Annotated in this window: 9 protein-coding genes and 1 pseudogene; 1 reads left to right on the top strand and 9 read right to left on the bottom strand. The window is 67.5% G+C overall.

Features of this window, described 5'->3' with window-relative positions; genetic code table 11:
* Positions 1-95: 95 nt before the first annotated feature.
* Together AruCF_RS17735 and AruCF_RS17730 are read right to left on the bottom strand one after the other, a co-directional pair.
* Complete coding sequence (locus AruCF_RS17735; protein ID WP_083036821.1) at positions 96-4,862, bottom strand: S6 family peptidase; 4,767 nt, start codon at positions 4,860-4,862, stop codon at positions 96-98.
* Positions 4,863-5,354: 492 nt separating this feature from the next.
* Positions 5,355-5,780 carry a PaaI family thioesterase gene (locus AruCF_RS17730; RefSeq protein WP_049074923.1) on the bottom strand — a complete coding sequence of 142 codons (426 nt, stop codon included), beginning with the start codon at positions 5,778-5,780 and terminating at the stop codon, positions 5,355-5,357.
* A 180-nt stretch (positions 5,781-5,960) separates the two neighbouring features.
* Here AruCF_RS17730 and dinB point away from each other — a divergent pair, with 180 nt between their 5' ends.
* Positions 5,961-7,043, top strand: a complete 1,083-nt coding sequence (dinB, locus tag AruCF_RS17725) for a DNA polymerase IV (RefSeq protein ID WP_049074922.1) — start codon at positions 5,961-5,963, stop codon at positions 7,041-7,043.
* Between the two features lie 62 nt (positions 7,044-7,105).
* On the opposite strand, the gene AruCF_RS17720 is transcribed toward dinB, so the two are convergent.
* The 7 genes and pseudogenes from AruCF_RS17720 to AruCF_RS17690 form a co-directional block, all read right to left on the bottom strand.
* Positions 7,106-7,567: a GatB/YqeY domain-containing protein gene (locus tag AruCF_RS17720; protein WP_049074920.1), complete on the bottom strand. Its 462-nt coding sequence runs from the start codon at positions 7,565-7,567 to the stop codon at positions 7,106-7,108.
* 191 nt (positions 7,568-7,758) lie between these two features.
* Complete coding sequence (locus AruCF_RS17715) at positions 7,759-8,199, bottom strand: hypothetical protein (protein ID WP_049074917.1); 441 nt, start codon at positions 8,197-8,199, stop codon at positions 7,759-7,761.
* A gap of 34 nt (positions 8,200-8,233) precedes the next feature.
* A complete protein-coding gene (locus AruCF_RS17710) occupies positions 8,234-9,457 on the bottom strand; it encodes a beta-ketoacyl-ACP synthase (RefSeq protein ID WP_049074914.1) in 1,224 nt (407 codons plus the stop codon).
* The gene (fabG, locus tag AruCF_RS17705; RefSeq protein WP_049074911.1) at positions 9,457-10,188 is read right to left on the bottom strand and encodes a 3-oxoacyl-ACP reductase FabG; all 732 of its coding nucleotides are present in this window, start codon (positions 10,186-10,188) and stop codon (positions 9,457-9,459) included. Before fabG ends, AruCF_RS17710 begins: the two co-directional genes overlap by 1 nt.
* Positions 10,185-10,640, bottom strand: coding sequence for a hotdog family protein (locus AruCF_RS17700; protein WP_049074906.1), 456 nt, complete (start codon positions 10,638-10,640; stop codon positions 10,185-10,187). The genes fabG and AruCF_RS17700 overlap by 4 nt, the downstream gene beginning before the upstream one ends.
* Positions 10,637-11,839: a beta-ketoacyl-ACP synthase gene (locus tag AruCF_RS17695; protein WP_049074903.1), complete on the bottom strand. Its 1,203-nt coding sequence runs from the start codon at positions 11,837-11,839 to the stop codon at positions 10,637-10,639. Before AruCF_RS17695 ends, AruCF_RS17700 begins: the two co-directional genes overlap by 4 nt.
* 54 nt (positions 11,840-11,893) lie before the next feature.
* Positions 11,894-12,157, bottom strand: a pseudogene (locus AruCF_RS17690) (hypothetical protein); the annotation flags it as partial.

Genomic DNA, 12,157 nt, shown 5'->3' with positions numbered 1-12,157 from the left:
GAAAGCGTCCATTGTCATGGACCAAGGTCCGAACGCAGGTCTGATAATGGGATGCCCCAGGACCTGCGCCCGCCTGACCGGGCAACCTTGCCGGCTCAGAACTGATAGCGCACACCGATCTGGCCGCTGTAGTCGTGTTTCAGCTTGCCCGCAAAGCTGCTTTCCACCTGGCTATAGAAACGCCAGTTGGGCGACAGCCTGGCATTGAGCGACACGTTGACCAAGTAACGGCTGTCGTCGGCCATCGGTGTGCTCAGCATATCTCCGCGGACGCTGTTGTTCAGCACATCGATACCGCCGCCCCGCCTCAGGTTCTGAAGCCGGAACAGCCCTGCTGCAAGGGTCACCCCGCGTTGTTCATCCGACTGGAAGTTCAGGCCGGCGGCGGCGCCGATCTTGGCATAAACCGGCGTGCTGGCATTGACCCGGACATCGACGCTGCTTTCATCGCCATGCAGCGTATAAGCGCTGGTGTAGCCCGTGACCACCTCGACCGAGGGTTCAACGAAGGCGCGATCATTGAGCAGGTTCAGCCGCCATCCCGCCTGCACGCTGGCCAGCAGGGAGGTGGACTGCGCGCCATGTCCTTCGATGCGCAGGTTGGCGGGCATCTGGTAAGTATGGTTGGTTCTCAGGTACTTGGCGATGACGTCGATGAAGGGGCCGTCCTCGTTGATCATGGCATAGTAGACGCCGATGCCGCCGGTGGTGTGCTTTTCCGAGAGGCCCTCATCGCCTTGCCCCGAGCCTTGGGTATAGCTTCCCATGACGCCGTACAAATGCATGCCCTGCTTGCGGTCAAGGCCCAATTGCAGCGTGTTGTGCTTCAAGTGCACTTGCTGATAGTCGGCCTGTCCGTGGCTGGTCTTGATCCATAGCCCGGCCTCTTCATGCAGTTGACGCACGTCTCCCAACCGTTTGTTGAGCTGGTTGGTTTCGAGCACGAAAGCGACCTTCGGCAGGCTCGCCAGCACGGCGGTGCGGTTGACCTGCTGGCGTAGCGCGTTGACCTGGTTGACGACGTCATCATCCGCGGCGATGCCATTCTGTCGCAATCGGTTGATGATTTCCCCGCGCGACTGCAGCGTGCTTAGTTCGGACAGCCTCAGTGAATACGGCGTGAATAGCGACAGTCCGCCGGTATTTGGCCGGGCTGTTTCGACAGGGGCGTCGGGCTTGTCCATCGGATTGCCGGCTGGAGGTTCCGCTGGCTTTTCGACTGGCGGGTCCGCAGGCTTTTCGGCCGGCGGGTCGACAGGCTTTTCAACCGGCGGGTCGGCGGGCTTTTCAACCGGCGGTTCCACGGGCCTTTCGACCGCCCGGTACGCCAATTGCCATTTTTTCTCGGTGTCGGTACTGACGATCTCAAGGTTGGGTACGTAAAGCGTGAGTCCCTGCGTGACGGAACCCGGCTTGAAGTAGCTGTCCAGCGTGGCCGCGGGCGCTGTCGCCAACAGCAAGGCGCCGCTGTCGTCGGCCGGGACCGGATCGTTGACGAGGAGGGTGAGATCCAGGCGGTTGTCGTCGCCCTGCGCCAGCGATGCGATATGGATACTGTCGCTTTCGTGGCTCTGTGGCCTCGCGGTCATGGCGAAACGCACGCCGCTGGCAATCAGCGTGTCGACGCGCAGTTCGTGCGGGGTCCAGGCCGGGCCGGGTTGCGACAATTCCACTCTTTCCTCCGACGGCAGGTGCAACAAGTCGAACTCGCGGCTTTCCGTCAACCTCCAGGGCGCGGCGTCGCTCATGCTGATGAGCCACCATTGGCGCTGATCCGCGTCGTGGCTGACCGCAAGGCCGCTGCGCCAGGGATCGGTTTGCGCAGGGATGTCCGAGGCATCGTTCCTGACGAAGTAGGTTTCCGGGGTGAAGAGATTCGCGTCCGTGAGGGCCGGGGCACTGATCAGCAGTGTTTCCCGGGCTTGAACGGGCTCGCCGGCGGGCTCATCGCCGGCATAGGCGGCCCGCAGGCGGTTGCCGCTGCCGCTGAGCAGCGTGGTGACGGTCATTTGGTCGTGAGCGCCGCTGTAGGGGTCGGCGCGAAACACAAAGACGCTGTCGGACGCGGCGAGCGTGTCGACGGTCAGCACTGAGGAAGGGGGCGCGGACGTGGCCTGGATCTCACGCATGGCCAAGGTGTCGCCGGAATCCGTCTGTGGCGGGAGCACGCCTTCGGCCCGGCTATTGCCACCGAAACTCAATAGCGCGTTGTCCGCCTGCAGCCGGTTCACGGCGGAGTCGCCTGTGATGAACCAGTGGCTGTTTTCGTGCATCCGCATGGCGGCCTGGCTGGCTGTGACTGCGCCGGTGTAGAGCGTGGCGGCACTGCCGGGCGCGACGACGTCACCGCCGCCGAGCAGGCTGACGCTCGCGTCGTCGTCCGCGAAGATGTCGCCCAGCAGGAGGATGCCGGCGCCTGCTTCGAGGGCGCCATGGGCGCCCTGCAATCGCCACGAGGCGGCGCTGTAGGTGGTCCGCGACGCGGCAGCTTGCGGCGCCGCCTGCATTGACAGGACGGCGCCCGCGCCGACCTGCACTTCGCCATCGGAGTGAAGGTTGGCGCGGCTCGTCAGCTTGGCGTTTTCGGCCAGGGCCAGCGAGGAGCGGGTGAACTCGCTGGGCTGCGTCAGCTCGGCCTGGGTCGAGGCCACGCGGATGGCGCTGTCGATGGCGTCGATGCCGCCCGCGAACTGTTGATTGATGTTGAGCGTGGATTGCTCTGCCAGTCTCACCCTGCCTTCGAAGCGGCTTTGGTCGGCCTGGACGAGCGCCTTCGACTTGCCCAGCACAGGCCGGGTCTTCACGCCATTGCCGTCTTCGAGATCGATGTAGAGTTCGTCACTGCCCAAGGTCACGCGGGAGTTCCGCGCCAGGATGTTTGCGGCGAGCGTGGCATTTCTTCCAAGGTGCAGTCCCACGTCCGTCAGGACGAGGGATTCCATCTCGAAATGCCGTGTTTCCCAGTCGTCCTGTTTGAAGGAGACGGGTTGGGTCAACGCCGAATTGTCGCCCGTCCTGCTGAGCTTGGTGGCGATCGGCTTCTGGTTGACGGCATGGACGACGGGATGGCCCTGCAGGAAAAGTCGTCCATTGCTCTGATGCAGGGCGCCAGCGAGCCGGGTGCCGCCATCGATCACGAAATCGTTCTTCGTGCCAGGTTCGACGCGGTTCACCACGTCCAGATTGCCGGTGAAATGGCCGTGCCAGATGTTGGCGATGGCGGCGGTATCAGTAGCGGCGGTATCCGTTCGATTGAAGTCGAGGTTCAGCGTCGCCTGCGGGCCGCGGTTCGTCAGGACCGCGCCCTTGTCCGCGCCATTGAGGCGGTGGACGGTGATATTGTTGCCGTTGACGTCCAGTTGGCCGCCGCGATAGCCCCATCTGACGTTGTCGGGGTTGACCTGCCCGGCATCGCCAAGAACAACGGTCGGACGGCCGCTGGCGATATGGATGGCATCGAAGGCCTGGACCTTGCCGTCGGCATCGGCGCGTTGTGACAGCATGACCGTGCCGTCGCCGACGCTCAGCTCCCCGGGGTTCACGCCCACGCCATTGATTGTCAGCGTACCGGTTCCCAGTTTGTGCAGGCTGTCGGCGAGCACGCCGTTGATGCCCCAGTCGACGACGTGATTGTCGTTGACGATAATGCCGGCGCCCATCCAGGTCTGGTTATCGGCGGGCTTGATGGTGTAGTCGTCGTTGAAGGTCAGCGAGCCGGCGCCCTGGTCGACCGAATTCTGCAGGATGACGGTGCCGCCGCCGCTGAAGATGAGGTCCTTGCCGTGGTCGAGCGCCGCCGTGACGGTGCTGCCATGCCTGCCGTGCATATCCCAGGCGTTGTCTCCCTGGGTCAGGGTGCCTGTGCCCTTGGCGGCGTCATAGGACCAGATGATGTCGCCCAGGGCGGGCTGGGTGACGACCGGGGCATCGCGGTTCTTGGCCATGACGGCGTTGAACTCGTTGACGAGGATCACCACGAACGAGTTGGATGTTCCCTGGAGTTGGTTGAATGACCTGGTGACGGCGAGCAGCACCCATCGATTCTCCTTGGCGTCCCAGACAAATAGCGGCGAGCCGCTGTCTCCGGGGGTTCCGTACGACGCCATCGGGCCTTGCGCCGCGTTGTAGGTGCTGCCAGGGTTCGACACAATGCTCCAGTCGGAAATGCCGGGCGAGCCCACCGTCCCGCCAGTCCGATAGTGGTAGGCGTACTCGAGATCCGTCAGCGTGCCGGCCCGGTTCTTGACATATTGGTGCCCCGAGCCGATGGTATAAAACACGGGAAAGCGCGTCTTGTTCTGATAGGTGCCGCGCGCGGTGCCAGCGCTTGTCACGGGCATCGGCGCCACTTCGGTCACGAGCTTGACCAGGCGGGGACTGTGGAAATCGCGTGCGTAATCGTCATTATTGCGATTGGAGAATCGATAGAGTGTATCGTCCGCATAGCCGAATCTGACGCTGCCGTACAGGGTATTGTGCTTGACGCTGACGACGTACTGCGGCGATATCAGCGTTGCGATGGCCGTCCGGTCGACGGCGCTGAAATCGGGCATGGGCGCGCGATCCAGGACGGCATAAGGGGCGCCGGTCTTGTCGTACAGTTGGATGTTGGTCGCCCCGGGCTGGAATGCGCCCTTGTTCTCGCTGAAATCGCGATAGGTCTGGTAGGGCAGGTCGGTGCCGACGATGGAGGCGTGAAGCGGGAGGGGGGCCAGCATGCAGGCCAGGATCGACACGCCGCAGAGCGCCCGCGCTTTGCGCTGATGCTTCGAACGACTGGTCTTTTTCACGCCGCGCCGGATCTCGGCGACCGGAACGATTTGTTGCCTGGCGTTTTTCTTCAGTGCGTAGATCTTGTTCATACGGCATTCCGGTTATGGCGCCTCTCCCAGGAGCAAGGGCTGAAAAAAGGCGAGTGCGTGCGTTCGTCCCGGCGCCTGAGGGCGTCGGGAGCGTCGAGAGTTCAACGGATGAAAGGGGGAGGCGCCGGCAGCGGCGCGGGCGTCAACCGGGCGAGACCCGCATCAATCGGGCCCGGCCTTCGGGCAAGGGGATGTCCAGGGCAAGTACCGCGTGGTGGGGAGGTAGCGCAGGGATCAAGGCGCCGGATGCCGGGTTCCGGGTGGCGGCCCGCAGGCGGGGCGCGGGAAGGCGGGGCGGGTCACCCGCAAGTATCCGCGGGTGCAGCCCGGGGGCGTGCGGAGCCGCGGTAGGGGCCAGTAGCTCGAGTGTCCAGTCCATGCAACGCTTTCACAATCAGGTGATCAATGGCGTTTATTGTCATGGAATAGCGTCCCACAGCGGGTCCGATAATGGCGGCGCGAGTCCTATATTGGTGCCGCGCGCTTGCCGGTTCAGTCGCCGCCTGGGCGGCGGCGGATGATTTTGAAAGTGGCGGTTGCACGGGCCACCAGTTCGCCGTCGGCGCGGCGGATGTCGCCTTCACAGAAGGCGATTGACGTGCCGCGGCGTAGGCAGCGCGCCTCGATCACCAGGTCGCCGGTGGCGGGCGACAGGAAGGTGGTGTTCATGTCGATGGTGGCCATGCCTTCGGTGGCTTCGGCCGACCCGCGCGCCGCGGCGCTCAGGGTGAAGTCCAGCACACTCATCAGGGTGCCGCCGTGCACGTCGCCGCGGCTGTTGGTCAGGTCCTGGCGCCAGGGCAGCGAGGTGCGGGCATAGGCCGGCCCGATCTGTTCGGGCACCAGGCCCAGGAAACTCATGAAGGGAATCGCCAGGCCGAAATACTCGCCCGGAGCGGGGGTTGCGGTTGCAGTCATGGAAGGGGGGCGGGGATAAGGAGGACAGAAGGAAATCAGGGCATTGCCGGTCATAATATCCACTTTTATGCCGCCAGCCCGCCCGGAACCTGCGCGTGTGTCCATTTTTCCGATGACCGTACTTTTCGTGTCCGCTGCCCCGCTTTGCCGCGTGGTCCGGATTCCCGTTTTGCCACCGCCATGAGCGACGCCAGCCGCAAGATCGTACATATCGACATGGATGCCTTTTATGCATCCGTGGAACAGCGCGACAACCCCGAACTGCGCGGCCAGCCGGTGGTGGTGGCGTGGACCGGGCCGCGCTCGGTGGTGTGCGCGGCGTCGTACGAGGCGCGCCGCTTCGGCGTGCATTCGGCCATGTCGGCGGTGCGCGCGCAGCGGCTCTGTCCGCAGGCGGTCTACGTGCCGCCCGACTTCAACCGCTACCGCGAGGTCTCGCGCCAGATCCGCCAGATCTTCGCCCGCCACACCGACCTGATCGAGCCGCTGTCGCTGGATGAGGCCTACCTGGACGTCACCGTCAACAAACTGGGATTGCCGTCGGCCACCGAAGTGGCGCAGGTGATCCGCCAGCAGATCCGCGCCGAGACCGGCCTGACCGCGTCCGCCGGGGTGGCGCCCAACAAGTTCCTGGCCAAGATCGCGTCCGACTGGAACAAGCCGGACGGCCAGTTCGTGATCCGTCCGTCCAAGGTGCTGGAATTCCTGCAGCCGCTGCCGGTGCGCAAGGTGCCGGGCGTGGGCAAGGTCACGCAGGCGCGCCTGGAACAGCTGGGCATCCAGACCGTGGGCGACCTGGCCACCCATGGCGTGCAGGAACTGGAGCACTACTTCGGCCGCTACGGCCGCCGCCTGTACGAGCTGGCGCGCGGCATCGACGAGCGCGAGGTGCAGACCGACCAGCCCTTGCAGCAGGTGTCGGCGGAAACCACTTTTTCGGAGGACGTGCGGCTGGAGGCCATCGGCGAGGCCATCGATCGCATGGCCGACAAGGTCTGGGACCAGGCGCTGAAAAAGGGCGCGCTGGGGCGCACGGTGGTGCTCAAGCTCAAGACCGACCGCTTCCGCATCCTGACGCGCAGCCAGACCAGCCCGCATCCGCCGGCCTCGGCGGCCGAGCTGGCGACGGTGGCCCGGCTGCTGTGCGAGCGGGTCGACCTGCCGGCGCAGACGCTGTACCGGCTGGCGGGCGTGGGCATGAGTAACTTTGCCGATCCGCAGGAGCAGTCGCGCCAGCCGGATCTGTTTGGCGGGGCGTTCTGAATCCCGGGGCGTAGCGTCCCGGCGGCTATCGTCCGGCGCGTTGCGCGCCGGACGATGCGGCTTCAGGCGAGCCGGGCCTTGACCTGCTGCGACAGCGCGGTCATGTCGGCGCGGCCGGCCAGCGACTGCTTGAGCAGGGCCATGACCTTGCCCATGGCGGGGGCGCCGGTGACGCCCTGGGCGGCGACTTCTGCCAGCGCGGCGTCGATGGCGGCGGCCACTTCCTCGGGCGTGGCTGCTTGCGGCAGGAATTCCTGCAGCACGACCAGTTCGGCCTTTTCCTGCTCGGCGGTCTCGGTGCGCCCGGCCTGTTCGAACGCGGCGATGGATTCGCGGCGTTGCTTGACCTGCTTTTCGATGATGGCGGTGATTTCGGCGTCGGTCAGGTCGCGGCGTTCGTCCACTTCCTTCTGTTTCACCGCGGCCAGCAGGAAGCGCAGGGTGGCGAGACGCTCGGTGGCCTTGGCGCGCATGGCGTCCTTGACGGCGTCGGAGAGGCGGGTCTTGAGCGTAGCGGTGCTCATGGTTGAACCTTTGTGGTGTTGCATCGAAGGGGCAGTGTAACCGTGGGACGGCCATCCGGGGACGGCCAACCGGGGATGGCCAACCGGGGATGGTCAACCAGGGACGGCCAACCAGGTACGGCCAGCCAGAGGCTGCCCCCTGGAGACTGCCAGCGGCTGCCGGCCCGTCGTGGACCAACCCGGTGGCCGCCTTACTTGACCTGGGCCAGGTCGCCGCGCAGGGCGACGCCGGCCACCATGGCGCCGGCATGGCATTCGTAGTCGGTCTTGCTGCTGTATTCGTTCTTGCGGTAGTAGCTGACGATGTTGGTGACGGCGTTGGCGCCGGCCTTCTTGGCGGCCTCGTGCAGGGCGATCACGGCCGATTGCGCCACCCACAGGCAGGCCTCGGCGTCTTTCTTGGCGAAGGCGTTGGTCTTGCGGTTGGTGACCACGCCGGCCTCCAGCACCTTGCCCTTGGGGCCGGTGCCCGCCAGGTAGAACTTTACGCTGCCGTCGATCTTGCCGGCGGCCTGGGCGGCCTCGATGGCCGGCTGCAGCGGCAGGAAGACGGTGCGGTCCGCGGCCAGCGCCGGGGCCGAGCAGGCGATCGACAAGGCCAGGGCGCCAAACAGCTTATGGGAGACGTTCATGGGATGCGTTCCAGGTGAGGGGTTGATAATGACTTCACGGCCAGCGGCGGAACACCAGCGAGGTGTTGATGCCGCCGAAGGCGAAGTTGTTGTTCATGACGTATTCGTGGCTCATGCGGCGGCCTTCGCGCAGGTAGTCGAGGTCGCCGCAGCGCGGATCGACGTTCCGCAGGTTGAGCGTGGGGGCATACCAGTCGCCGCGCAGCATCTCGATGCTGAACCAGGACTCCAGCACGCCGCAGGCGCCCAGGGTGTGGCCCAGGTAGCTCTTTTGCGAGCTGATCGGCATGCGGGCGCCGAACAGGCTGTGGGTGGCCTGGGTCTCGGCGATGTCGCCTTGTTCCGTGGCGGTGCCGTGGCCGTTGACGTAGCCGATGGCCTCGGGCGGCAGGCCGGCGTCGGCCAGCGCCATTTCCATGGCGATGCGCATGGTGGCGGCCTCGGGGCGGGTGATGTGGGTGCCGTCCGAATTGCTGCCGAAGCCGACGATCTCCGCATGGATGCGGGCGCCGCGCGCCTGCGCGTGTTCCAGCGATTCCAGCACCAGCATGCCGCCGCCTTCGCCGATGACCAGGCCGTCGCGGTCGCGGTCGTAGGGGCGCGGCGTCAGGTCGGGCGTGTCGTTCTTCTGGCTGGTGGCATACAGGGCGTCGAACACCAGCGCTTCGCTCGGGCACAGTTCCTCGGCGCCGCCGGCCAGCATCAGGGCCTGGCGGCCGTAGCGGATGGCCTCGTAGGCGTAGCCGATGCCCTGGCTGCCCGAAGTGCAGGCGCTGGAGGTGGGGATGATGCGGCCCTTCAGTTCGAAGAAGATGCCGACGTTGGCAGCGGTGGTGTGCGGCATCATGCGCACGTACGAATTGGCGTTGAGGTCGTCGGTGACGCCGTTGAGCAGCATGTTGCCGAAGGCGCGGATCTCGGCGGTGCTGCCCACCGACGAACCGCAGGCCACGCCCATGCGGCCATCGCGGATGCTGGGGTCGCCCAGCAGGCCGGCGTCATCCAGCGCCAGTTCGGCGGCGCGCACGCTCAGTTGCGAGACGCGGCCCATGCTGCGCAGCTGCTTGCGGGTCCAGTGCGCGGGCGCGCGGAAATCCTCGATCGGGCCGGCCAGGCGCGTGTTCAGCTCCTGGTAGCGCGCCCAGTCGGGCATGACGCGGATGGCGCTGCGGCCGTCGGCGAAGGCCTGGCCGATGGTGGCCCAGTCGGAACCGAGCGCGCTGATGCCGGCCATGCCGGTAATGACGACGCGTTGCATCAGCACAGCCCTCCGTTGACCGCGATGACCTGGCGCGTGATGTAGGCGGCGCCGGGCGACATCAGGAAGGCGACCGTGGCCGCCACTTCCTCGGGCCGGCCCATGCGCTGGGCCGGGATGGCCTTGAGGATTTCCTCGACCGGCACGTGCTCGTCGATCATGTCGGTGTCGATCAGGCCGGGCGCCACGCAGTTGACGGTGATCTGGCGCTTGGCCAGCTCCACCGCCAGGGCCTTGGCGGCGCCGATCAGGCCGGCCTTGGAGGCGCTGTAGTTGACCTGGCCGCGATTGCCGACCAGCCCCGAGACCGAGGCCATGCAGACCACCCGGCCTGGCGCGCGGCGCCGGATCATGGGCATCGCCAGCGGGCTGAGCACGTTGTAGAAGCCGTCCAGGTTGGTGCGCAGCACCTGGTCCCAGTCGTCGCCGGTCAGGGCGGGAAAGGCGCCGTCGCGGGTCAGGCCGGCGTTGAGCACGACGCCGTAATAGGCGCCGTGGGCCTCGACGTCGGCCTGCAGCACGGCGGCGCATTGCGCGCGGTCGGCCACGTCGAATTGCAGCACGCGCGCCTGGCGGCCGCGGGCGGCGACTTCGGCCTGTACGGTTTCTGCCTGGGCGCGCTGCTGGCGGCAGTGCAGCACCAGGTCATGGCCGGCGTCGGCCAGGGCCAGCGCGATGGCGCGGCCGATGCCGCGGCTGGAGCCGGTGACGAGAATGGGAGCGGCGCTCATTGGGGCGAATCTTCCTGGATGAAAACGTTGGGGTCCTTGGGTTGATAGACGTTGAGCCGGGCGCTCGCCAGTTGGCGTTCGCCGTCGCGCAGTTCGCATTCGAATACGCTCATGCCGCTGTCGTCGATGAACCCGCGTTGCACGTGGACGGAGAGGACGGCGCCGGCCGGCAGCGCGTCGACCTGGCAGTCGTAGCGGCGCGTGCCCAGCAGGAAGCCGAGCTTGACCTCGGCGCCTGCCAGGCGCGCCTGGCAGCCGGCCCAGGCGCCGACGGCCTGGGCCATCAGTTCCAGGCCGAGCCAGGGCGGCAGCGCGCCGTCGGGCAGGGAGTAGGGGCCGGGGCGCACCACGGCGCGCGCCGTCAGGCTGTCGGCGTCGTGCGCCAGCACCTCGTCGATCAGGATCATGTCGCCGGCGTGCGGCAGCAGGCTGGCGATGGGCCATGGGCTCATGCGGCACCCCCCAGGATCAGGCTGGCGTTGTTGCCGCCGAAGGCAAAGGAATTGCTCATGGCGATGCGGCGGCGGCCCGCGGCGTAGCGGTGCGCCGGGGTACTGAAGTCCAGCGCCGGCAAGGCCGGATCGGGCTGGCCGTCCCAGACGTGCGGCAACAGCCGGCCGTCGGCGTTGGCGGGCGCCAGGGTGATCCAGGCGAGCGCCGCTTCCAGCGCGCCGGCCGCGCCCAGCGCATGGCCGGTCAGCGGCTTGGTCGACGCGCACGGCACGCCCTGCGGGAACAGGGTGTGCACGGCCAGGCTTTCCATGGCGTCGTTGTGCGTAGTGCCGGTGCCGTGCAGGTTGATCCAGCCGATGTCGGCGGGTTCGAGCCCGGCGCCGTCCAAGGCGGCGCGCATGGCCTGCAGGGCGCCGGCGCCGCTTGGCTCGGGGGCCGACATGTGCCAGGCGTCGGAACTGGCGCCGCCGCCCAGCAGGGCCACGCCGGCCGCGTCGGCGGGTTCGCGCTGCATCAGGAACAGCACGCCGGCCTCGCCGATGTTGATGCCGCGGCGGTTGGCCGAGAACGGCAGGCACAGGGCCTCGTCCACCGCTTCCAGGGTGGCGAAGCCGTTGATGGTCAGGCGGCACAGCGTATCGGCGCCGCCGCAGACCACCGCGTCGCACAGTCCCAGCGCCAACAGGCGGCGCGCGGACAGCAGCGCGCGGGCGCTGGAGGTGCAGGCGGTGGACAGGGTGTAGGCCGGGCCGGCGGCGCCCAGCCACTCGGCCAGGAACTCGGCGGGCGACGACAGCGCCTGGCGGCGGTAGTCGTAGTCGGCGGGCCAGGCGCCGCTGGCGGCCAGGGCGCGGAACGCCGGCGCGTTGTCGTTCACGCCCGAGGTGCTGGTACCCAGCACCACCGCCACGCGGTGGGCGCCGTGGCGGGCGATGGCGCCGCGCAGCTGGGGCTCGATCTGGGCGGCGGCGGCCAGCAGCAGCTGGTTGTTGCGGCTGTGATGATGCGGGGCGAAGGTCTCGGGGATGGCCGGCAGCGGCGCGGCGACGGCGCCGAGCGTGAGCGCGCGGTCCGCCACCCAGCCGGCCAGCGGGCGCATGCCCGCGGTGTCGCCAGCGAAGGCGGCATGGGCCACGGCATCGATGCCGGCGCCGAGCGCGCAGACCACGCCCGGGGGGCTCAGCCAGGTGGCGGTCATGGTTGCTCCTTCAATGGCGCGACGCGCCACACCGTGCCGGCGGCGTCGCGGATTTCAAGCGCGCCGTCCGGCGCGTCCGCCGGCCAGCGCACGGTCCAGCGCGGCAGGCCCCGTTGCAGCAGCTCGCGCTGCGCCGAGCCGTCGGCGGCGCGGGTAGCGCGCCAGGCGCCGGCGCCATAGGCCGCGTCCCAGCCTCGGCCTGCGGGTCCAGGCGAACAGCAGCGCGGCGAACAGGTCGCGCGCCTGGCCGTTGGGCCGCAGGAAGCCGTCGTTGCGCCAACGGCCGTCTTCCAGCATCTGACGGGCCTGCGGCACGCC

It is taken from the genome of Achromobacter ruhlandii (genome assembly GCF_002082135.1).
GTDB classification, from domain to species: domain Bacteria; phylum Pseudomonadota; class Gammaproteobacteria; order Burkholderiales; family Burkholderiaceae_B; genus Achromobacter; species Achromobacter ruhlandii.
This window is presented reverse-complemented; position numbering and strand designations above follow the sequence as displayed.